General features: G+C 72.1%; 22 protein-coding genes. 2 read left to right on the top strand and 20 right to left on the bottom strand.

What is annotated here, in order from left to right; translation table 11 throughout:
• Positions 1–458 precede the first annotated feature (458 nt).
• The 20 genes from Srubr_RS13110 to Srubr_RS13015 all read right to left on the bottom strand — a co-directional run bounded on the left by Srubr_RS13110 (position 459) and on the right by Srubr_RS13015 (position 17,298).
• Positions 459–1,514 (bottom strand): hypothetical protein, encoded by a 1,056-nt coding sequence (locus Srubr_RS13110; RefSeq protein ID WP_189999965.1) that lies wholly within the window; start codon positions 1,512–1,514, stop codon positions 459–461.
• 146 nt (positions 1,515–1,660) lie between these two features.
• On the bottom strand, positions 1,661–1,804 hold the full coding sequence (locus Srubr_RS13105; RefSeq protein WP_189999964.1) for a hypothetical protein: 144 nt from the start codon (positions 1,802–1,804) through the stop codon (positions 1,661–1,663).
• Between the two features lie 96 nt (positions 1,805–1,900).
• Complete coding sequence (locus Srubr_RS13100; RefSeq protein WP_189999963.1) at positions 1,901–2,359, bottom strand: hypothetical protein; 459 nt, start codon at positions 2,357–2,359, stop codon at positions 1,901–1,903.
• A 327-nt stretch (positions 2,360–2,686) separates the two neighbouring features.
• The gene (locus Srubr_RS13095) at positions 2,687–3,370 is read right to left on the bottom strand and encodes a hypothetical protein (protein ID WP_189999962.1); all 684 of its coding nucleotides are present in this window, start codon (positions 3,368–3,370) and stop codon (positions 2,687–2,689) included.
• 219 nt (positions 3,371–3,589) lie between these two features.
• The gene (locus Srubr_RS13090) at positions 3,590–4,162 is read right to left on the bottom strand and encodes a hypothetical protein (RefSeq protein WP_189999961.1); all 573 of its coding nucleotides are present in this window, start codon (positions 4,160–4,162) and stop codon (positions 3,590–3,592) included.
• Positions 4,163–4,641: 479 nt separating this feature from the next.
• Positions 4,642–5,079, bottom strand: coding sequence for a DUF2742 domain-containing protein (locus tag Srubr_RS13085; protein ID WP_189999984.1), 438 nt, complete (start codon positions 5,077–5,079; stop codon positions 4,642–4,644).
• A gap of 189 nt (positions 5,080–5,268) precedes the next feature.
• Entirely contained in the window at positions 5,269–6,063 is a 795-nt protein-coding gene (locus Srubr_RS13080; RefSeq protein ID WP_189999983.1) for a hypothetical protein, read from the bottom strand.
• A 262-nt stretch (positions 6,064–6,325) separates the two neighbouring features.
• A complete protein-coding gene (locus Srubr_RS13075) occupies positions 6,326–7,165 on the bottom strand; it encodes an ATP-binding protein (protein WP_189999982.1) in 840 nt (279 codons plus the stop codon).
• Complete coding sequence (locus Srubr_RS13070) at positions 7,165–7,875, bottom strand: GGDEF domain-containing protein (protein WP_189999981.1); 711 nt, start codon at positions 7,873–7,875, stop codon at positions 7,165–7,167. The genes Srubr_RS13075 and Srubr_RS13070 overlap by 1 nt, the downstream gene beginning before the upstream one ends.
• Positions 7,876–7,966: 91 nt before the next feature.
• Positions 7,967–8,296 (bottom strand): hypothetical protein, encoded by a 330-nt coding sequence (locus tag Srubr_RS13065; RefSeq protein ID WP_189999980.1) that lies wholly within the window; start codon positions 8,294–8,296, stop codon positions 7,967–7,969.
• A complete protein-coding gene (locus Srubr_RS13060; protein WP_203854996.1) occupies positions 8,293–8,904 on the bottom strand; it encodes a hypothetical protein in 612 nt (203 codons plus the stop codon). Before Srubr_RS13060 ends, Srubr_RS13065 begins: the two co-directional genes overlap by 4 nt.
• A 272-nt stretch (positions 8,905–9,176) precedes the next feature.
• Positions 9,177–10,082, bottom strand: coding sequence for a hypothetical protein (locus Srubr_RS13055; protein WP_189998305.1), 906 nt, complete (start codon positions 10,080–10,082; stop codon positions 9,177–9,179).
• A 212-nt stretch (positions 10,083–10,294) separates the two neighbouring features.
• Positions 10,295–10,816 carry a hypothetical protein gene (locus Srubr_RS13050; RefSeq protein ID WP_189998304.1) on the bottom strand — a complete coding sequence of 174 codons (522 nt, stop codon included), beginning with the start codon at positions 10,814–10,816 and terminating at the stop codon, positions 10,295–10,297.
• A gap of 143 nt (positions 10,817–10,959) precedes the next feature.
• Entirely contained in the window at positions 10,960–11,610 is a 651-nt protein-coding gene (locus Srubr_RS13045) for a hypothetical protein (RefSeq protein ID WP_189998303.1), read from the bottom strand.
• 10 nt (positions 11,611–11,620) lie between these two features.
• Positions 11,621–12,145, bottom strand: a complete 525-nt coding sequence (locus Srubr_RS13040) for a hypothetical protein (RefSeq protein ID WP_189998302.1) — start codon at positions 12,143–12,145, stop codon at positions 11,621–11,623.
• A 226-nt stretch (positions 12,146–12,371) separates the two neighbouring features.
• Entirely contained in the window at positions 12,372–14,672 is a 2,301-nt protein-coding gene (locus Srubr_RS13035) for a hypothetical protein (RefSeq protein WP_189998301.1), read from the bottom strand.
• Between the two features lie 77 nt (positions 14,673–14,749).
• A complete protein-coding gene (locus Srubr_RS13030; protein ID WP_189998300.1) occupies positions 14,750–14,977 on the bottom strand; it encodes a hypothetical protein in 228 nt (75 codons plus the stop codon).
• Positions 14,974–16,557, bottom strand: coding sequence for a DUF2637 domain-containing protein (locus tag Srubr_RS13025; protein ID WP_189998299.1), 1,584 nt, complete (start codon positions 16,555–16,557; stop codon positions 14,974–14,976). Before Srubr_RS13025 ends, Srubr_RS13030 begins: the two co-directional genes overlap by 4 nt.
• 169 nt (positions 16,558–16,726) lie before the next feature.
• The gene (locus tag Srubr_RS13020; protein WP_229926928.1) at positions 16,727–16,993 is read right to left on the bottom strand and encodes a hypothetical protein; all 267 of its coding nucleotides are present in this window, start codon (positions 16,991–16,993) and stop codon (positions 16,727–16,729) included.
• Positions 16,990–17,298: a hypothetical protein gene (locus Srubr_RS13015; protein WP_189998297.1), complete on the bottom strand. Its 309-nt coding sequence runs from the start codon at positions 17,296–17,298 to the stop codon at positions 16,990–16,992. The genes Srubr_RS13020 and Srubr_RS13015 overlap by 4 nt, the downstream gene beginning before the upstream one ends.
• A gap of 273 nt (positions 17,299–17,571) precedes the next feature.
• Between Srubr_RS13015 and Srubr_RS13010 the strand changes: the two genes are divergently transcribed.
• Together Srubr_RS13010 and Srubr_RS13005 are read left to right on the top strand one after the other, a co-directional pair.
• Positions 17,572–18,411, top strand: coding sequence for a GntR family transcriptional regulator (locus Srubr_RS13010; RefSeq protein WP_189998296.1), 840 nt, complete (start codon positions 17,572–17,574; stop codon positions 18,409–18,411).
• A gap of 600 nt (positions 18,412–19,011) precedes the next feature.
• The gene (locus Srubr_RS13005; RefSeq protein WP_189998295.1) at positions 19,012–20,703 is read left to right on the top strand and encodes a helix-turn-helix domain-containing protein; all 1,692 of its coding nucleotides are present in this window, start codon (positions 19,012–19,014) and stop codon (positions 20,701–20,703) included.
• The last annotated feature ends 493 nt before the right edge of the window (positions 20,704–21,196 follow it).

Raw genomic sequence — 21,196 nt, 5'->3', positions numbered from 1 at the left:
CCACCGGCAGGGCCACCCCCACCCTGCCAGCCCTGTTCAGCACCACCGTGCCACGGCTGGCCGGGCGACCGCCGGCCACGTAAACCGCCCACCGACCCCGCTCCCCCACCCCGACGACGACCAGCACCCCCTCCTCCACCCCGGCCACCCACACGCCCGCCACCCCCCGCGCCGGCACCCGACCACCAAGCTCGCGCCGGCCCCCGACCACAACGGCGCCGCACGGCCGGATCGCACCGAAGGTGCGATGCCCACCCACCAACCCGCACCCGCTCCCCCGCCGCCTCCCGCGGCGCCGGGGGAGCGCGAGGGGGCGGCGCGAGAGCGCCCCTCGCACCCGGCCCCCCGGGCCGGACGGCGGAAGAAAGCACCGCTGCGCCGCCCACAGATACCACCGCTTCCCGGCAGGGCGGGATTCCCCGCCCTGCCGGGTGAGGACCAACCCTGACAGGCCGAGATCACGACTGGATCTGACCGGTGCGCAGGTCGGCAGAGACGGCCGGGGACTCCACGGTCGCGGGCGGCGACATCACGTCCCTCAGAAGGGAGCGGAGGGCCTCGACGGTGCCGCAGAACTCGGCGAGGAACTGCACCTGCGCCGTGGCCCCCTGGTTGTTCACGCTGCTCGCCCGCACGTCGGCCGCGTTGTGGACTTCCTTGTACGCGTCGTCATCGCTCAGCTCCGGGTGCGCGCCGCCGTTGTACTCGTCGGCCCCGTCCTCGTTGGCGGCGTCGTACACGGCTTCGTCCAGGTCGCCCTCCCCTATGCCGAACTCGGCCACCAGGGCTTCGGCGTCCTCTTCGGTGATGACCGCCGGCGGCTCCTCCTTGGGCGCGGGCGGCGTCACGTCCACGTGGAGATCCCGTCGCGTCGCCGTCTTGCGGCTCAGCACCCGCCACACCGTCCAACCCGCCCTGCGGAACGCGCCGGCGACGTCGTCCAGAGCCTGGTTACGGGCGGCCCGCACGGTGCGCGTGCCTCTCGACCGCATGCCGCGCTCGTCGTCCGCCCCGTCGATGAACCAGGAGACTTCCAGCGTCCGACCGGCCCCGGGCCAGATGAACGCGCCCTGCGGCCCCTGGGGGCTGTGCCATTCGCGGTACAGCACCTTGCGCGCGGGGACCGTCGCCACCGGCACCTCAGCGGCCCGCAGGATCTCCAGGGCCTCGGCCACCCCCGGGTACTGCGCGTACTGCGGCATGACTCCCACGTAGTCCGACTCCAGCGAGGGCTGCTCGGCCGCGCGCAGCTCCCGCACACGGCACTGCCGCACACCGTGTGGCCCGTGCTCGCGCTCTTCGTCGGTCAGGATGACGCGCACGCCTTCGACCGCCGCATGCTTCCGGACCAGCCGGCGGACGGTCCCCGGGTTGGCCTTCCCGGGCTCCGTGTCGGCGTGCGCCTTCATCACGGTGTCCACCAGATCGCTAGTCACGACACAGGCGTTGTCCTGCTTGGCGGCGGCAATGAGCAGGCGGGCCATCTCGGCGGCGCGCTTCGTGGGCGTCGACATCAGGGTTTCCTCACTTCGTGGTTGGGTCCGGCGTGTCTCCGCCGGAGGGAGCGCCACACGAACGTGGCGCACGGGAGTTCACAGGGGTTCTCGCGTCGCCCGCCCGATCTGCTTGACCGGGCGGGCGACGAGACAGGGCGGCCGGGTCAGACCTCGGCGAGCACCTGGACCTGGCCGGGGTTCAGCACAGCCGCCGCGCGGACCTGCTCGATGGCGGCGTCCACCTGTGCTTTGGCACTGCGGAGGGTGAAAGGGTCGTGGGCGGCGCGAAGGCTTTCCTCAGCCACCACGCGCTCGCGCCAGCCCCCGGCCACGACGGCGCCGCACACACCCCGCCCCCGGTCCCCGGGGGGCGAGCGTCCGGAGGAGCCCCCGGGGACCCGCGATCAGGGGCGAGGGTCGTCGTACCAGATCACGGGCACGTCGGACGCGACGACCAGCATGGACTTGGCCTGGTTGACGCGCCAGATGTAGCGCTTGATGGTCTCGTGCGGCTTCTCGGTGGCTCGGGCGTAAACCGGGCCGAAGTGGACCGGCTTCGCGGCTTCGAACAGGTAGTCGTCGATGCGGATTCCGGCTGTGATGATCGCCGTCTTCGTCCAGCCCGTACCCCGGTCGGAGAAGCAGCGCACGAACACCTCGGGGGCGCCCTCCCCCGCCTCGATGCGAGCGATCATCTTCTCTTCCTCTGCCGTCTCCTCGGCGGTGAGCGGACGGGCGTAACGGTCGGCGGCCAGTTCAGCGGCCAGGGCCTCCTGGTGCGGGCGGACCGCGGCACGGATCGTTGCGGCCGTACTGGGCAGGTGCAGGCTCTGGAGGGTCTGACGGTGCTCGGTGCGGGGCATTAGGGCCTCCGGTACGTTCGGGTTTCGAGTGGTGTCGTTCGGGGTGCCACCCCCTCCCGACAAAGAAAATAATACCCTATTTAGATCGGGTTGGCAAGCGGGGGCCATCGGGACTATCTGCACTTAGATCGCTAAGCCGGGGCCGCCCTCACCCTTCCAGCCCTTGTCAGCACCAGGGCACCACGGGCCGCCGGGCTACCGCCGGCCACGTAAACCGCCCACGGATGCCGCCTTCTTGGCCTCGGTGGTGGTGGAAAAGTCCCGCGAGCCGCAGCCAGTAGCCGGTTCAGGCGGCAGCGAGCAGTTGGCCTGGCGGGCAGGAGCTGGTCAGGCAGTCAGATCGAACACGGCTCGAAGGCGCTCAAGCCGGTGTTTGCGGGATGCCTGCTGCGCCATCGCCCGGACTTCAAAGCGGCCCTCGGCGCGGTATCCGCAGGAGCAGCGGGCCAGATACAGGGGCTCTCCGATGTGCCATTCACCGATGCCGAAGCCGTCGACCACCCACTTGTCGGTGCCCATGTACCCGGTCTCCGTGCGGTGTTCGTGCAGCGTCATTGCCACCCTGCCCGCGTAGGAGACGGACGCAGTGCCGTCCGGCCCAACTGTGAGCCAGCCACGCTCCAGCAGACGCTTGGTGGCGGCCGCTGGGACGGACACGACCCCGGCCCTGACGCATCCGTTCACCAGGATGGTACCGGGGGCCGCTTCGCGTTCCTGGATCAACCGCAGGTCCTTGTACTGACGAGTCGTCAGCCAACGCGGCGGGCACACCGGTTCGAGTCGAATGGTGCGCCACAGCGTGACCCGCGTGGGGTCCAGGGCGCTGCGGTGTCCGGTGATCATGCGGGTGATGGTGATGCGTCCGGAACGGTCAGCGTCGGGGCTGACCTCGTCGTCATCGCAGAGTGCGGCGGCAATCAGGGCATCGGCATTGTCGGCGCTGTACATGCGGGTGGACACGCTGCGGTCATAGTCAGTGATCTTGGCGGTGTAGGCCGGGGGGTGTTGCACGGCGGAAGTCCTCAACGGTGTTCAGGGGTTGGCGCGGGCGCGGCTGGCATGAGGTTCTTCAGCGCTGCGGCGCCCGCCCGGGGGCGACTGATGTGGTGGCCGGGCGGCGGGACCCGCCGCCCGGCCGGAAGGGTGTTACGCGGAGGCGAGTCCGGTAGCGGCGGACGAGGCAGTTGGTGAAGATCGGCGGCCAGGCCGTACAACGCGGCGCGGCCCGGTTTAGCCCTCTGGGGCCAGGATCACCGGTGGTCGGCCGTCGTCGTACCGCAGCCGCAGCGTGCGTCCGTCCGCATGCCGGTCTACCCGCATTCCGTCCTCGGCGAGCGCCTCGGCCACCCTCTGCACCACCTGGTCCCCGGGCACGGCCTGCTCCTCGACGGCCTTCCCGGCTGTGACCCGGTACGCCGGGCCCGGATCAACGATCCGGGCCGCGATACCGGCGCGCTGGTGTTCCGCGTACGCCGACAGGCCCACGGCCTCCAGCGCCCATTCCCGCAGCGGCAGAGCGGGCAACCCCAGTGCCTCCGGCCAGCCGTCGAGGAACGACACTGTGACGCCTACGACGGGGCCCCGCTTGCGGATGGCGGGCGCGCCGTCCATGCGGAGTCGGTCACCGGTCACCAGCACGATGCCGGACGCGGGGTCGGACGACATGCGGGCCTCGGTCACGCGGAGCTGGTACGGCCGGCTGTTCGGAATTCCAGTCAGGGCCTCCGTCACCGTGATGGTCCGGCCCACCAAGGCGCGCACCGCCTCCGGTTGTTCGTCACAGCTCTCGGGCTGCTCGGGCATCGTCATCACTCCATCGGGAAGAGGTCGGGGTCCGCCTGCCGCGCCGGACCGAGCCGGCGCGGCAGGCGGACAGATCACACGGCGCAGCGCTCCGCGGAGGGGAGCCGTTACTGCCCGGCGAATGCAGTCGGCGCACGTCCAGCCGTCCCATTCCAGCACCGCCGGCCGGAAGCCGTTCGCGTACGGGCGGCCGTCCTTGTCGGTCGCCGGTTCGGAGGCGGTGTCACACACAGGGGTAGTCATCATGACCGTCCTTGATCGTTGAGGGTTCACGGTGTTGTGGCGCCGGGCTGCCGGGCGGGGAATTCCGCCCGGCAGCCCGGCGGCCCACTTGCCACGGGAAGGAAGGGGTGGCGCGGGGCCTTGTGGTCCCGGCTGCCGCAGGCGCGTCAGCGGGGTGAAGCCGGGTCCCTTTTCCGCCGACGGCCCCGGGGGCCAGCGGTCGGCGTTGGCCTGTCGGCGGCGGGGCAGAGGCGGGTTCAGGCGGCCGGTCGTCGGCGATCGGGGTACAGGTACTGGCCGGGCCTGCCGGGGAGGGCAACGGGGGGCCAGCCGGGCGTGGCGCGCAGCTGGCGGGGAGCCCGGCGGGTGCGGGCGGTTCCCAGTTCGGCCAGACTCCGCATCCGCGCGAGGCGTCCGGCCAGGCGGCGGGCTTCTTCGTTCGCCCCGGCGGTCACTTCGGCGTACCAGGCGGCGGGATCCTCGTCGGCAAGCCGCTCCAGGCGCTCCTCCTCGGCCTGGCGGCGGCGCCACCGTTCGGCGGCCTCAACCACGGCGGCGAACCGCCGGGGATCGTTGGGGGGGAGCCGGGTCCAGGCCGGTGAGCCGTACAGCGGGACGTCCCAGTCACGGGCTCCGCCGGCGAGCGTAGTGACCTGATGCTCTGCCCATGCTTGGGCAGCATCGGCTGTGTTCAGGGGTTCTCCTTCGATGTCGGGTGCTGGGGTTTTGACGGACCGGTGCGGTGGCGGCCCGGGCCGCCGGGCGGCCAGAGGACGTGAGCGCTTTGTTCGCGGCCCGCAGGTCGATCACGGGAGCCCTGCCGGGAAATAGCCGGTAGGCCAGACGGTCAGCGGGGCGCACCGTGCGCACGCCCCGCCGACGGATCACAGGGAGCTGACGAACTGGTCGATGAGCTTGCGGCGGGTGCGGACGGTCAGCGCGAACGTGCGGACGCTCTCGTACGAGCCGGTCCGGACGACGGTCACGCGCCCGTGGGGGAAGCCGTCGTTCCATCCGCCCTCGGCGAGGGTGAAGCGGTACCGGACCGTCCCGAACATGCGGGTCCACTCGACGTAGCTGCCGCTCATCTGGGCGATGCGGGGACCGATGGGGAACAGGCCGTACATGCGCGCGGCGTACACGGCGAATTGGGCGGCGACCATCACGGCCCGGTGCGCGGCGGCGGCCCGCAGTCGTTCGGCGAACTCCTTGGCCGTGCGCACCATCAGGTCGTCGGCCGGCCGCTTGTCGGTGCGCCGCAGGATGATCTGGAGCAGGCGCGTCCCCGTCTCGGCCGCGCGCGTCCACGGGCTGAGCGGGTGCTGCTCCATGTCGGGCTGCTGCTCGTGGCACATGGCCAGCAGCCGGACCGCGTCCGCCGTCGCCTCCGCCGCGTACGGGCGCGGAGTCCAGCTCGGCACCGACCGGGACAGGTCATCGACCGTGGTCACCATGCGGTCGATGCGGGGGAAGAGCTGGGAGTCCTCGGCGAACTCCAGGGCCCGGAGCAGCATCACGTGCTTGTCGTCGTCCGTGACCGAGTCCGACGGTCCCCCAGGGAGCGCCAGGGCGGCCCGGGACAGCTCCGCCAGGGTGGCGGGCCCTGGCGACTGCCGTACGGCGCGGATGGCGGCGCGGAAGGCCAGCAGGGACGCGCGGTAGTCGTCGGTGGTGGTCATGGTGAAGTCCTCCCTGGAATCGGGTTTCGAGTGACGCTGGTCCGGGTGCCGCCCGTTCCAACAAGGACAATATTACCACTAATAACCCGGATTTGGAAGCGGCGAGGGCCGCTTGATCTGCTTTTCCTTGAGCCAGCAGCCGTCGTGAGGCACAACGCCGGCACCCGCAGGAACGACAACGGCCCGTGTCATCTCGTAGGCACGGGCCGTTGTCGTTCGCCGCGGTCGCTGGAGCCGGTGGGCGGGCCGGGGTGCCGCCGGGTCAGATCCGGAAGCAGGAGGTGCACTCGGCGTCGTCGACCGGGGTGTTCTGCTGTGCGGCGGCCAGGTCGGCCACGGAGCGCACGGGTGTCCAGGCCGGTCCGGGGCAGGAGCCGCTGGGGCAGGGCACGCATGCCTCGAACCGCCAGTCGAAGGGGTCACCGTCGTCCATCCACCGCACGCACAGTTCCTCGTTGCCGGCGGCGAACGTGCCGGTGCGGAACTGCGTGTCGCGGCTGATGGAGTCCCAGGCGAACAGTTCGCTCGCGCTGTCACCGAAGACACGGCGGACATCGGCCAGGTCGCTGGTGCGGGCCTCCTGGACCGCCAGCCGTTGGAGCGCGGCGCCCAGTACCGGCAGGCTCTCGGCGTGGACGGTCCGGTCGATGCCCTCCCTCTGCGGGCATGCTTCGCGGATCTGGGCTACCTGGTCGTCCACGACGTCCGCCGGGACACGGGTGGTGCCGGTGCGGGCGGCGTTGCGGGCGTGGGCGATGTCCGGGGGCGTGTTGATCACCAGCGCGTAGGAGAGGACCCCGTAGTCGTCGGCGAGTGCGGCGAAGCGGCGGCGTTGGCCCTCCTCGGCGAAGGTGGCATCTACGACCGTGGGCAGCCGCAGGTTGAGCCGCGCGCGGAGCACGGTCTCCAGTGCGTGCCAGGCGGCCTGGCTGACTGCCTGGTTGCCGCTGTCGTCGGCGCACATCCTGCGGAAGTCGTCGGCCCGCAGCACGTGACCGGGAGGGAACATCCGGGACACACGGGTCTTGCCGGAGCCGCTCGGGCCGACCAGGAGGATGAGTGCGGAAGGCTCGAACGGCAGGGTGATCGGCGTGAAGGTCATCAGACGGCCTTTCGGGGGATGAGGACGTGGGCGAGGCGGGCGGGCAGCGGAAGGAGCCGGGCCAGGCGGCGGCCGCGGCGGCCGCGCCCCTTGGCGCGGTACATGGCGGTGTCGGCCGTCTTCAGCAGGGCGGACAGATGGGCATCGCTGGTGTCGGCGGGGGCCGTGCCGTCAGTGCAGGCGGTGCCGATGGAGGCCCCGACGGCCAGGCGTCGGCTCTCGTGACGGACGGGCCGGGTCAGCAGGGTGCGCAGGCGGGCGGCGCGGGCGGGCAGGTCGTCGGTGCGCGGGAGGACGACGGCGAACTCGTCGCCGCCCAGGCGTCCGGCCTCGCCTCCCTCGGCGGTGGCCCATTCGGCCAGGCGAGAGCCAACGGCTGCGAGGACGGCGTCCCCGGCGTCGTGCCCGAACCGGTCGTTGACCGGCTTGAACTCATCGAGGTCGATGAGGAGGACGGAGGCCGGTCCCGATGTGACGATCTCGCGGGCCCGAGCGGTCCATGCCGCTCGGGTGGGAAGTCCAGTGACCGGGCAGGTGCGGGCCTGGGCGAGCTGGCCGCTGAGCGCGCAGACCTCGGCCAGCAGCATTTCGACGGCGGGCACGACCTGGGCGAGGGTGTTGCGCAGCTCGTGGGGACTGGCGTCGGGCCGGGCAAGATCGGTGCGGGCACGGTCGAGTAAGGCGCCGGTCTCTATCGCGGCGGACGGCATGAGGGGGTGGCTTCCTTTCGGTGTTGTTCGCATCAATGAGGGAAGGCCCGGGCGGCAGGGTGCCGGCGGTGGCGGTCGCCCCAGGGGCGGTTCAGCGGACGGCGGCCGCGCGCATCTGGATCAGAGCGTCCCGCAGACGGCCCCCGGTCGGGTCGGCCTCGGTGAGGCGGTCCGCGGTAAGCCGCTCGTGGAGGCCCTCGGGGATGTGCGCGTAGGGCCGGACGAGGTCCACGACGGAGGCGGGGTCGTCGATCTCGTACGGGTGGATGCCTGCGGTGACGAGGTCGCGGATCAGGGCGCCGTCACGGCGGGGCACCTGCCAGACCTGGGCATAGAAGGTGGCGAGCGGGGCGTCCCAGCCGACGATGACCCGGACGCTGCCGGGGACGTGGTCCAGGCGGCGGGGGGTATACAGGCTCATCGCGTCCCCTGCGGGTGCATCCGGGGGCGGTCGCATCCGGTGGCCCCGGGGCCCGCGCCGTGCAGGTGGACGTGGAGCAGGTCCTCGCGGGTCCTCACGGGGGTCCACACGCGGCCCCGGCGGCACTCGTCGCGGCGCGGGCAGGGGCTCGCGGCCTCGAAGCCGCGCGCGCCGTACCGGACGCCGAGCGCGTGCCGACCGAAGACGACCTGGCCGTACAGGTGCGTCTGGTCGATCTCGGTGGTCACCTGGACCAGGTGGTGAGCCACGTCGAGCCCGAAACGGGCCGACGCCTCTGCCCACGCCCGGTACCACGGGGTCCGGGTGTAGCGGTCGCGGAGGAAGTCCGCCATGGGGTCGGCGGGCGGGAGCCACTGGCCGGTGTGGGTGTCGAGGGTGCCGCAGTGCGGGCAGGTGCGGCGGCGCGGCTGCCCGGTGCAGCCGTCCGAGAACCGCTCGCCGCAGCACGGGCAGTGATGGCGTCGGCGCTCCTCCGCGCTGCCCGCCGGGGCGAGGCATCCCTTGCACACCCAGCCACTGGCCTGCGCGTCGTGCGGCACCTCCGGCCGGGGCGGGCTGGTGATGCGGTGGGCGGGACAAGTCGTCACGCGATGCCTCCGGTGATGTCGGGTTTCGAGGAAGGTCGACCGGGGAGCCACCCCCTGCCGACACAAAAAATAATACCAGCTTTAAAGCAGATTTGCAAGAGGGGTGGGCGTTCCCCAGTCCGAGGAAGGCCGGGTGGCACGGGCTGTGCGCTGCCCGGGCCCACCGGGACCACGGCCGGGCGTCGCGGTGGCGCTCGGGGGACCGGGACGGGCGGCCGGGAGGCATGCTGTCGCCGTCCCGGCCGCCGCGAGGGGGACCGCGTCCCGAGGGGCTACCCGGCGGTGTTGACCATGGTCTCTACAGCGGGCCACCTCCGGGAGACCCGGGCGAGCGTGGAGCGCTGGGCGTTCATGGCCTGGGTGTCGCGCTCCCACTGCTCACGGTCGCGGTAGCGGTCGACGGCGGAGCGGATCAGCTCGTCCAGGGTGGTGGGGTCCAGGGCGTCCAGCTCCCAGGAGGAGCGGCCGTAGCGGCTGATGTAGCCGCCGGCGCGCGAGTCGGTGAGCTTGGCCGGGTTCGGCGGAGGCCCGTAGCGCCTGACCTGGTCCATGTTCAGGGCGATCCGCTCGACGCTCACGTTGGCCTCGAACAGGGCCATGCGGTCGGCGATGTCACGGGTCATGTCGACCCCCGAGGGGTCGTGGTCGCCGAGGTGGATGATCACCGGCTTCTGTCCCGCCTTTTCGTAGCCGATCATCCGCTGCGCCGCGCCCCACAGTTCGGACTGTGAGGTGTAGCCGCGGCAGGAGAAGTACGGGACGTCCTCGGCTTCGGCGGCCTTGGCGATGACGCCGATCAGGGCGTCCTTCTCGACCCATACCTCGACCCGGTGAGGCTGGTTGGCCCAGCGGTGGGTGCGGTACTGGGCGGCTACTGCGCCGATGATGTGGCTGGGGCTGTCCCAGTGCGCGAGGTCCCGCAGGTTGCGGGTGCGGTCGACGATGTAGTCCCAGTCCAGGGCTCCCGCGAGCCGGGCGTCGTTGACGATGTCACCGAGCCGCTTGTACTCGCTCTGCTTGTTGGGCAGCAGGTCGCGTGCCACGAACTGGTAGTAGAGCTGTCGCAGTGTCAGATCGAACCCCTGGTCGGCGTACTCGGCGCAGATGGCGTTGGCGATGTCGATGATCCGCTGATGGGCGGGGGTGAACTTCTTCGGCTGGTAGGTGATGCGGGGCATGGAGCCTTTCCGTGGGGTGCGGGATCGGGTTTCGAGTGGAGCCGGGGCGGCGGTGCCATCCGCCGCCCGGCGGTCGGGGGCCGGCGCCATGGGGCGCCGGGGGAAGAGAGCCGTCCGGGCGGGCCGTTCGGCGCCCGGACGCGGAGCGGAATTCTGGGGCCTCCGGCCGGCTGCGGCTGCTTGCGGTGAGCGGCCGTAGCCGGCCGGGTCACTCAGCGGCGGCCGCCGGCGTGGGCGGCGCTCAGCACCGCGCTTTCCAGGGTGATCACGAGCCGCTCGATGGCCCGCACGATGGCCTGTGCGTCAGCCGACGGCTGCGGCTTCGGTGTCGGCTTCGGCTTCTCGGGTGCGGGGCCGTAGCGGCGGGCGAGAACCACGGAGCGGGGGCCGTCCAGCCGCACGGAGGCCGGTCGCAGCGCGAAGTCGACGTCGCCCCGGTAGTCGCTGACGAGGAGGACGTATCCCTCTTCGTCGTCCAGGGTGACGTGCACGCCGTAGAGCTTGCGCTCGGGGTCCTCCGGGGCGACCAGGGCGGGCACGACGTTCTCGCCGTCCGCGACGGCCGGGGTGAAGGGGGTGATGCCCATCCGGGCCAGGTACGCGTTGATTCCGTCGGCCATGCTCGCGGCGAGACGAGCGCTGTCGGCCTCGAACGCGGCTTCCTCGGCGGCGTACTCCGCTTCAGCCCTGTCGAGCCAGTCCGTGCCGCTCGCGGTATCGGTGTTCGTGGTCATGGGTCCCTTCCCGGGTGCGGGGTTTCGAGTGATGCCGGCCGGGGCGCCACCCCCTGCCAACACAGAAAACTATACCAGTTCAGAACCTGTCAGGCAAGGGGTTGTGCTCCGGGCGGCCAGAGCCCGGGCCACGACTCTCCGGTTCACCGGGTGTCACCGCCCTGCTCGTCGTCCTTGTTCTCGCGGGCGAAGCGCCGGGCACCGGCGTTGTCGGCGGCCCTGATGGCGGCCCGCCCGGTACGCAAGCCCTCACGGCCCATGTCGAACCCCTTGCCGACGGTGTTGGCCCCGGCGCCGACCGCGTTGGCGGCCGCGGCCGCAGTGCCGGCGACCGCCGTGACGGCCTGGAAGGCGGCGGTGACGGCGCCTGCGGTGCCTCCGGTGCCGCGTCCGGTCTGGCGGGCGGCGGCCTTCTTCGCGGCGAACACGGCCGCCGCGCTTCCGGGCTGACCGCCTGCCGGCGCGGCGGCGGCCGGCCCCCTCTTGCCCTCGATCACCATGCCGCCGGGCAGGGTGATGCGGAAGCTGGTGCCGGGCTTGACCTGCTGCGCGAGAGCGCGCACGGCACCGGGGGTGAGCTGCTCGACGGCGAAGAAGCACTTGGCGCGCTTGGCCCGGCGGCCGCCGGTGACGGTGGCGCGGTGCTGTTCGCCGCAGGAGGCCATCACGGTGCTGCCGGACACCAGGAGCGTCAGGCGCCGGGGTGCGGGCGCGCCTTCCCGACCCGGGCAGCACAGAGGGTTGCCATCGATCTTCAGTGGTCCTCGCAGGGTCAGCGAGGTGGCGGTGTTCACGGGGCGCTCCCTACTTGGTGCGGGCGATGGCGGTTGCGGTGGACGTGGCGGTGACGGTTCCGCCGAGGACGGTGCGGGCGCGCGCGGTGGCGGTGGACTGTGCCGTGACGGCGGTGTCCCGGCCGGCCCCGTGGGAAGTGCGGGTGAAAAGGCCGCGCACCACCCAGGTCACGGCCGTGGCGCCGAGGCTGAGCGCGGCCAGGACCAGGGCCAGGTCCTCCAGCCAGGGCCCGGCGAGCTGGAGGCCGTAGCCGGCGGCCACGCTGCTGCCGGAGGCCGACCACATCAGCAGGGCGGACGTCTTGGCCCAGGCCGGGACCGGCTGACGTTGCTGCGGTGCCGGCGCGGGGACCTCCCGGGGCTGGACGTAGGCCCACGCCTGCTGTCCGCCGGGGAGGGTGACCAGTTCGGCTCCGGGAAGCGGGACCCGGGCGGGGCCGGTGTCCTGGGGCGCGGCTCGCCGGGCCAGGGGCGCCGGGTGGTGCTCGGTGATGGTGTAGACGGTCTCGCGGGCCCTGCGGACAGGGGGGTTCATGTTCCGGAAGCTCCTGAGCGGAAGATCGTTTCGTGTCGGTTTGTGATCGGGACGAGGGCCGGTACGGGTCGGGTCGTCGCAGGTCAGAGGCCGGTACGCGGCCGGTACGCGGCGCGGGGGGCCGGTTCGCGTACCGGCCGGCGCGGAGGGTGTACGGGGCCCGTACCGGCCTGTGACCTGCATCAATGTGGCCCGTACGGACCTCGTACGGACCCCGTACCGAGGGTCATTCCGGGGTAATTCCGGCAGCGGCGCGCACGTCGGCCAGGTAGTAGCCGTTCGCCCGGCCTCCGGCCGTCCAGCCCCGGGAGGGGAGCGTCCGGCCGGTGCCCTCCAGCTCGGCGTCGATGGCCCGGCGCATCTCGGCCCCGCCGGTGCGGACGTAGGCGGCGTCGTCGTCCTCGTCCACTGACAGTGCGGCCGCCGACCAGGTGTCGGGGTCGAGCTGGGCCAGGCCGGCGAGCAGTTCCGCGGTCCGCAGCCGCTCCGGGTCGTCCGCGGCCCGGAAGACCGCGAGCATCTGGCTGAGGATGCCGGGCCTGTCGCCGCCGGCGGACGGTCCGGCGGCCGCGCCGGCCGGGGCGGGGTCTCCCAGCCCGTCGATGCCGCCGCGCACCGAGGTAAGGCCGGTCAGGGCCATCAGGGCGTCCTCGATCGGGTCCGGGCGCTGGCCGGGCAGCGCCCCGTACCGGGCGCGGACCTCGACGGCCCGGGCGATGAGCCGGGCCGCCTCGCCCTTCTTGTTCTGGTCGATCATGTACGCCTTGGTGAGCATCTCGCCCTCGGCGCCCTTGCGCACGCCCAGGGGTGCCTGCTCCCGCTTGATGTCCTGCGGACGCAGGCCCTTGCCCACCGAGCCGGAGCCCAGGACCGCGTTGGCGGAGGCGGCGTCGGCCACGCGCAGGCACCACCGTTCCAGCAGGTTGGCCAGCAGCCGGGTGTTGACCATGCCCTTCTTCGGGTCCTGGATGGCCAGCAGCACAAAGACGCCCACGCCGGCGCCCCCGCGCGCGATGCTGTCGAGCTTGCCGGTCAGTTCCTCGGCCATCAGGTTCTGCGCCTTGTTGGCGGTGTTGGTGTCCAGGTAGTCCGCGGACTCGTCCACGATGAGCAGCTCGATGCCCATCTGCTCCAGGTCTTCCTCGTCGGGGACGGAGCGGCCGTTGCGGGCCAGGTACCGGCTGCGCTCGTCGATCTCCTTCTCGTACGCGTCCAGCAGGAGTGACAGCCGCTGGGGCTGCTTGAAGATGAACGTCTCCAGCACCGGGGCGTAGACGCTGTGCTCGGCGGGCTTCTTGCCGGTGGCGACCCGGATGCGCACCCGCGGGTCGAAAGCCGCCCCGCAGATGATGTTGCGCAGGACGAGTCCCTTGCCGGCCCGGCTCGCGCCGCCGATCAGGCCCATCAGCTCGAACAGCTTCAGCATCACCGGGCGGCCGCGTTTGTCGAAGCTGGCCGGGATGCCGTCCTGGACCGCGTCGATGGGGCCGGTCAGCTCAAACAGCGGGGAGGGGCGGTGTCCGGCGAACGGGTCGAGGTCCGTCATCCAGAAGCTGATGTGGCCGGGGCTGCTGAGGGCCTGGATGTCGATCCAGTCCTCGGGGACGTCCAGCGCGGCGGCGATGTCCTCGCTCTTGGCGCGGAGCTTGGAGACCGTCACGCCCTTGGCCTTGAACCGCAGCTCGACCCCTCCGTCCGCGGCCAGGGCCGGGGCGGTCAGCTGGATCGTCTGGTCCTCGCGGAGGATGCCGGCGGTGCGAAGGGCCTCGTTGAGCCGGGTGTCGGTCAGCGGGGCGTTCTCGGCGGCGGCGGCCTGGTCGAACAGCACGAGCGGCTCACCGCGGCGGGCGCGCTCGCGCACCCCGAGGACGGCCAGGACGCTCACCAGCGGCAGCAGCGCCGGGGCGAGCAGGGCCATGCCCCACAGCTCGGCAATGGCCACGAGGATCGCGACGTAGGAGGTGACACCGGTGGCGGACAGGACGGTCAGGTTCTCCCGCCGCCGGGCCCGGCCCACATCCCGCCGCTCCGCCCGCAGGCTGGCGATGTCGGTATTGTCGAAGACGCCGTCCTTGGCCTTCACCGACCGTTTGGCCTCGCGGATCATGTCGCCGTACTCGGTGACCAGCAGGTAGCCGGCGGCGTTGCTCACGCCGTACCGCAGGCCGGTGGCCGACAGCTGCGCGATACGCCAGGCGTACACCGGGCTGCGCCGGGTGTGGTAGCCGGCCGCGTAGGCCACGAGTTCGGCGCGGTGACGCCAGGCCCGCGGGCTGAGCAGGGTGGCCGGGAGCAGGTCGCGCAGGCCTCGGCGCTCGTGGACCTGCTCGATCACGGGCAGGTCCCGGCCGTCGGTCTCGGCCGCGAGCCGGACGGTGCCGGTGCTGGCGTCGGCGATGCCGGCGGCGGTCATCCGGGTCTCGGTGCGGGCGGCCTTGGCCATGGCGTCCCGCCGGGCGGGCGGAAGGCGCTCCATCAGGTCGATGACCTGACCGCCGCCGTCGGCGGAGTCGGTGGGCTGGGTCATGCGTGCGTGCTCCTTGCGTGGTGCGGGGTTTCGAGAGGGCCGGGGCGGAGGTGCCATCCGCCGCCCCGGCCGTGGGGCTACTTCTTGGTGTTCTTGCGCTTCTTCACCGCCGTCTTGGTGGCGCCCGCCAGCACGCCGGGCAGGCGGGGCAGCATCAGGACCGCGAGGAAGACGACTGCTGCGGCAGCGGCCGCATCCCGGCCGGACCATCCGTAGTGCGCGGGCAGGACCCACACGGTGGTGATCCCTGCCGGGGCCGCCAGGATCAGCAGCGGCGGCAGGCCGCGCTGGGGTGTTCCGCTCACGCGCTGACCTCCTCGGTCACGGCCGCCTCACCGGCGCGCTCCTCGCGGGTGGCCTTCTCGATCGCCGCGGCCATCGCCTCGGCGAACCCGGGCGTGGCCTCCAGCAGGGACACCAGCACGGGACCGTCCTGGCGCCGGAGATTGACCCGGCGTGCCAGTTCGTACGGGGAGAAGAAGCCGTTCCCGGTACGCCGGCGCTTGTCCTTCGCAGCGGCGTACGCCAGTTCCCGGGCGACGGGGAACGCGACCTCCAGGTACGGGGTCAGGTCGCGTTCCGCCCGCTGTGCCGGACCGTTCCCGTCGGCCGGTTTCCCAGCCTCGGCAGGGCCGGCGGAGGTGTTCCGCGCGCCCTGTTCCGGGCGGTTCCCGGACGCGGCCGCAGGGGCCGACTTCCCTTGCGGGAACTGAATTTCTGGGCCCTCGGCCCGCTTCCCGGCCTGCTCGGAACGGGCGGCCGGAACGGTGACCGGCACCCATTGCCCGCCGATGAACGGCAGGCCCCGGTACATCTGGGAACTGAGCCGCGCGTCCGCCTTCTCCCGCTCCTTGATGGCCCGGTTGCGGAACTCCACGGCCTTGGCGCGGGCCTCGGTCGCACGGGCCTCGGCGGTGCGCGCGCAGCTCTCCGCCAGTTCCGCCTCGGCGGCCGCGGCCACGGCGGAACGCTTCACCTCGGCCACCCGGCGGCGGCCGGTCCAGCTCCGCGCGCGGTCCATGCGGGCCTCGGCCCGCCGCTGGCGGCGCACCCGCGCGGCGGTCGTGCCCGGCTCGCCGCCGTGATGCGACTGCCACGCCTGCTCCCATGCCGACTGGATCGTGACGGTCTTGCGGTACGGCGCCCGGATGCGCCAGGCGGTCATCGAGACCAGCGGGTGGGCCATCCACCGGGCGATCTGCTCGCGCACCTCGGCCGCCGTCCGGCCGCTCTGGGTGTGCTGGAGCAGACCGACCAGCAGCTCGAAGGCGAGGACACCGGCGAGCGAGGCGAGGGCGTTGACCTGCCCGGCCGACATGCTGGGTGAGTGGAAGAGGTTCAGGCTGGCCGCGATCAGGGCGCTGGCAGCGGTCATCACCCGGTAGCGGCCCGCCGGAGCACCTCGGCGCACGGCCAGGATGGTCAGGGACGCGGAGCACCAGGTCAGGCCCTCGACGACTCCGGGCACCACCCACGAACGCTCGCCCAGGTCCGCGCGCATCGCCTCGGCCTGGGCCGGCCAGGCGATCCACACGGACGCCACGATCAGGGCCGCCACGGCCGAGACGGCCACGACCACGGGGAGCACCTGCACCAGGGCCCTGCCGCGCGTCTTCCACCTCTGGGCGGCCTCCTTGCGGCGCCGCGCCTTCTCCGCGCGGCGGGCCTCGCGCTTTTGCCGCTCGGCCCGGTCGCGCTTCTGCTCGAAGCTCAGGCTGCGCTCGGCGATGTCGAGCTTGCCCAGTTTCTCGGCGGTGCCGGCCTCTGCCTCGGCCCGGCGGGCGCGGGCTCCGGCCTCCCGGGCGGCCGCCCTGGCGGCCTTGCGGCCCTCGGGGCGGGAGCTCGGCGGCTTGTTCGTCTCGGTGCGGGGATCGGTGAGGGTCATCGGGTGGTGTTCTCCTGAGCGCGGGGGGCGACGGCTCGGGCGCGGGGCGGCGGCGGGTTCTGGGAGGCGTAGACCTGGGCACAGCGGCCCTGCTCGTGGGCCTGGTCCCGGTCGGCCAGACCGTGCTGTTCGAGTGCGGGCCGGGTTAGCGGGAGCGTGCAGCGGGCCCTCACGGGGCGTTCACCGCCGGCGTGGCGGCGCTGCGGGCGGCGGCGGCGCTGATCCCGCGGCGGGCCATGAGGATCACGCCGAGCGCGCCGGTGACCAGGAAGACAGCGGCCGCGATGACCACGACCGCGAGCGCGGCCGCGCCGACGACGATCACGAACAGCGGGATGACCGCGAAGAACAGGCCGGTGTGGAGCTCGTCCACCCGGACGAGGAACAGGCGGATGAGGGCGTTGACCGCCTCGATGGTGCGGGCGTCGATCTTCACGCGGCCCACCCCCGCTCGATCTCGTCGTCGGACTGCTCGGGGCCGGCCGCCTCGTCGGCGCGCTCCAGCTCCTCAACGACGGTCAGCAGCTGCGGGCGGGGCAGGCACCGGCGGCGGGCGGTCAGGGCGTCGGCGTCGCGCAGGTCCAGCAGCAGCGTGGCGAGGAACTCCAGGTTGGCGCCGCGCAGGCGGCAGGAGTCGCCGGGCTGGCCGAGGAAGAAGCGTTCGGGCTGCCCGGTCAGCGAGGACAGGGCGTGCAGGGCGGCTCCGTAGGGAGTGGGAGCCGCGGAGGCGTGCGTGGTCACGTCGGTGCCTTCCGTATGCGGTTTCGAGTGAGAGACCCGGCCCGCGGGGTGCCACCCCCGCAGAGCTGGGCACGGCGCGTGCGGTGAGGCATGCGCCGACAGGACGCTGAACCGGCTTGGCCGTTCAGTCGCAGGACTGATCTTGCCTTACTGCCAATCAGGAGTCAACTGTCCTAGGACTCATTGCCAAAACAGACTTTTTGTCCTAGGATTAAAAGCATGCCTGCTCTGCTGAGCCCCCCGAAGACTCGGTATAGATTGCCGCGCGTACCTATGGATCACACGACAGGAGCCGCCACGGTGGCGACCCGCTACGAAGAAATCGCCGACGATCTGGCGGCCCGGATCGCCGCGGGCGAGTTCCCGGCCCGCAGCACCCTGCCGCCCTACGGCACGCTCGCCTCCCCTTTGGAGTACAACGCCAGCAAGGCCACGATCGAGAAGGCGCTCGGCCTGCTGGAGGCCAGGGGGCTGGTACGCGCCGTCAAGAAGAGCGGGCTGGTCGTCCGCGCGCCCGGCGCCCGCCGCCCCATCGGCAACACGATCGACCGCCACCCCGTGCGCGGGTACGTCTTCCCCTCCGCGTCCTCAGCGAGCGAGCCGTGGCAGGCCCACGGCGGGCAACGGGTCACCCGCATGGAGCCGCCCCCGCACATCGCTGACCGGCTCGGGCTGCCGGAGGGCACCAAGACGGTCCGCCGCCGGCAGGTGACCTCCCCCGCCGGCGAAGGCCCGTACCAGCTGAGCGACGACTGGGTGCACCCCGACCTGCTCCAGCAGATCCCGCAGCTGGGCGAGCGGGATCTCGGCCTGAGCGGAATACACGACCACATCGAGCAGGCCGGCCACGGCCCGCTCACCTGGCACCGCCACACCCGCGCCCGCCAGCCGGACAGCGACGAGGCCCAGCTCCTGGAGATCCCGCGGGCCCTGTGGGTCCTGGAGATGACCTACGTGGCCGTCTCCGGGCAGACCGGCGAGCCCGTGGCCGTCACGGTCCGGGTCGTACCCGCCGACCGCGCCGAACTGGTCGACACCATGCAGCGCGCCCGCGCCGCACGCTGGCCGATCCCCCCGATGGAGCCCCCGAGCCAGCCCATCGCCATCGGCTGATCACCCGCACAACCCCTCACGCACCCTGCGACACACCCGTTACGGTGCGTGTGGTCGGATAGTGCAACCGGGGGAGGAAGATGCCCCCGGAAACGCAACAGGCCCCGCTCGGGGCCTGTCGTGTCCGCCGCCGGGTGGCCGCCCGGCGAACGGTCCGCACCTGTAGTCATCGGGAGGTGCGCTTGATGAGCGTACGCGTTTTGTCGATACCGCCCAACCAGCCGTCCAGGTGGTTGGAGCCGGAGCAGCACCGACAGCTGCCCTCCGGCCGGCTGTCTCCCCACGCCCCCTGACATGGGCGTGGCCGCCCCCTGTTGGCGCAGGAAGCGGCCACCACATCTGACTCGGCCAGAGTCATCACACCACCAGAGATCCGAACCCACATCCGAAAGCCCTGGGGCGCTCACGGCGTGTATGCCCACGCCGCAGCCAGGATAGACGCGGCCGCCACCGGCAGGACAGCACTCCTGCCACAACGTCCGCCACACCATCCTGGCCCGGGAGCTCCCCTACCCGACATCAAGGGGAAAAGCACACCGTGCACCACCAGCACCACCCATCCGCCAGGACACATGCCAGCCGCCGTGCCGGAGTCGCCGCATGAGCGACGACTTCGACCCCACCGAGGTCGGCGTCTACAGCTCCGACGCTCCCCCGCTGTTCACGATGGTCCCGGAGTGGATCACCTACAGCGACCTCAAGGCCGCCCACAAGCAGTTCTGGACCGTCCTCGCCTCCTGCGTGAACCGCGAGCGCCCGGACAACCTCGTGTGGCCCGCCGGCCCCGAGCTGGCCGACGCCATGGGCATCAAGAAGCCCGAGCAGCTCAAGCCCTACCGCGAGGCGCTCGAATCCATCGGGGCGATCGTCCCGGACCTGAAGCGCTATGCCAACGGCATGCGCCAGCGCTACGTGTACGACGTCCGGTTCCACCCCCCTGCCGACTACACCGGCCCCCGCTCCCGCACGGAATGGCTCGCCCGGCGCAAGAAGCGCCTGGCGGCCGAAGCAGCGGCCGAAGCAGCCGACACGTCCGCTTTCGAGAGCGAAACCGCAGGTCAGGCCGGTACCCCCAAAAATGGGGGTACCGGTACCCCCAAAACGAGGGGGGCCGGTGCCCCCAAATCCGGTAGGGCGGGAGCCCCCGAAACTGGGGGTGCTAAACAAGACGAAGGGAAACCAGACGAACAACAACCAAACACGGCGCCTTCAGCGCGTAGCGCTGGTAACGGCCGCAGGCCCACTACAGGTAGTAGGGCTCGCGGGACGTCGAGCGGCTCCGCCGCGGCCAACGGCGCGACCGCGCCGAAACGGCGGTCGGCTGCTCGATCGTCCAGGGAGGTGCTGGTCACTCCGGAGGTCCAGGCCGTCCTCGAAGCGTTCCCCGACGCTCTCCGGGAGGCCCTCGTGACCACGGCCGGCTCGGACCGGCCCCGCACCGTGGTGAAGGCGATCGAACAGCAGCTGGTCTCCAGCGGCGGCGGCCTGGCCCAGGCCCGCAAGCTCGGGAAGCGGGTCGCCCGGCGCTGGGTGACCCACGGCTACACCCAGCGCCACGCCGCGGGCACCCTGAAGAGCCCGGTCGGGGCCACCCTGGCCATGCTCAAGCCGGGCCCGTGCCCGAGACCCGACTGCGAGGACGGGGAGCTGGAGGACGGCACCCCGTGCCGTACCTGCATCCAGCGGGAGAAGGACCGCCGGGCCAAGATCGAACAGGACCGCCAGGCGAAGGCTGCCGCGCGGGAGGCCGAGGCCCGGCGCAGGGCCTGTCCGCACTGCGGGAAGGACCGCGGTACCGACGGTCAGCCGTGTGCCGATTGCTCGCAGACCCTGGCCTCCCTCGACCGCGACACTGCCGTGTTCCTCGACCAGGCGCTGGCCCGCCACCTCACCATGACCAGCGAGGGGGACCCCGTAACAGCCGACGACCTGCGCGAGCACCTGACCCAGGTGGTCATCAAGGCACGCCAGCAGGCTGCCGCAGAGGGGCTGGGGGCCATCGGCCAGGCCCTCGCCGGGCGCCTGGCCGCCGACGGCCTGGCCACGGGGAAGATTCCCATCCGGCGGCTGGCCGCCAAGGAACAGCGGGTGGTTCTCGGTGCACCTGCCGACCGTCCCGACCCCGCGCCGGAGGTCCGGATCCCTGCTCAGGCCCCGCGCAGTGACGGTAAGTGCCCAGGCCCGGACGGCCAGGGGTGCCCGCACAACCATGACTTCGTCGGCTTCGAAACCGGCCTGTGCTTCCGGTGCCGAGCCGCCATCGTCAACGGCGCAGCACCGTCACACAGCTGAAGGTCAACGACCGGTCCCCCGGAGGGTAGCCCTCCGGGGGACCGACCCTTATCCGAGGGCCTCGCATCACCGCCAACGCCCGGACTACCTTGTTCATCCCCCGGGGCGCCTGCCTCGGGCCTTCCCCAGCACGTGCGCCGACCGGCACTGCCCCAGCGCGCAGGGTCGGTAGCTCCTCAGCCCTTGCGGGCTTGCGGTGCCCCGCCGGGGGTGGTTGCTCACCGTAGGCGGCGAGCGGTCCGCCGGGGGCCTTCAAGACAGGACGCGTGGCGGAGACCGGGACAGGGTTGCTGCAACATACGCGTGCCTGATCCGTCGGCGCACCGCATCGCCGTGGCGGACTTTCGGTGGTACAGGTCAATGAGCGGGTGGGAGTAACTCGTCCCAGGTGAAAGCCACCCTTCGCACTCCCCTGCTGGCTGTTGGCACGCGGCGAAGCCGCCCTTCTCCCACAAGCGACTGTTCACGGGCACCCGGCCGACACGCTGGTGCG

Origin of the sequence: Streptomyces rubradiris (genome assembly GCF_016860525.1) — a bacterium.
Taxonomy (GTDB): domain Bacteria; phylum Actinomycetota; class Actinomycetes; order Streptomycetales; family Streptomycetaceae; genus Streptomyces; species Streptomyces rubradiris.
The sequence above is the reverse complement of the archived record's forward strand: the minus strand, read 5'-3'. Positions and strand labels throughout refer to the sequence as shown.